Below are 509 nucleotides of genomic sequence, written 5' to 3'. Positions count from 1 at the left end.
GATGATTGGTCTTTTGACCATCTTCTGTTCCAATATTTGCTTAAATTCATCATCATGAAGGCTATTCAATATCAGTTTCAACCTTCTTTTTGCTTCTTAAATGAGTTCGACGTTGCCAAAAACGTTCTTCAAATGTCCAAAAAATTGGTTCCACATCATACTTTCTCATACTGTAGATGTGTCTGCTTTCAGGACTTTGGAGAACTTCTTTTGCTTTTTCTTTTAGTTGGTTCCAATTAGGATTATAACGGATCTGTCGCTGCCAGCCACTTGCAGTTTTAGCCAATTGCTCTAATTCAGGTGTTTTCTGAACCTCATCTGCTTCGTAGATCTTAAAATTGCGGACCTGACCAGTTGTACAATCTTTACGCTGTTGATTACACTTAAAGCTAAATTTGACGCCATAATGATCAAGATAATAATCTTCTGCTTTATCATAGTACTAGTTAGCCAGCTTAGTCGGATCGTTTTTGTACTTTCTGGTCTTTTCCTTTTCATACATGGTATAA

At 36.3% G+C, this 509-nt stretch carries 1 pseudogene; it reads right to left on the bottom strand.

Going from position 1 to position 509, the window contains the following annotated elements:
• Positions 1-509: pseudogene (locus tag HMPREF0518_RS09610) on the bottom strand (transposase); the annotation flags it as partial.

It is taken from the genome of Lactobacillus helveticus DSM 20075 = CGMCC 1.1877 (assembly GCF_000160855.1).
In the GTDB taxonomy this organism is placed as follows: domain Bacteria; phylum Bacillota; class Bacilli; order Lactobacillales; family Lactobacillaceae; genus Lactobacillus; species Lactobacillus helveticus.
The sequence above is the reverse complement of the archived record's forward strand: the minus strand, read 5'-3'. Positions and strand labels throughout refer to the sequence as shown.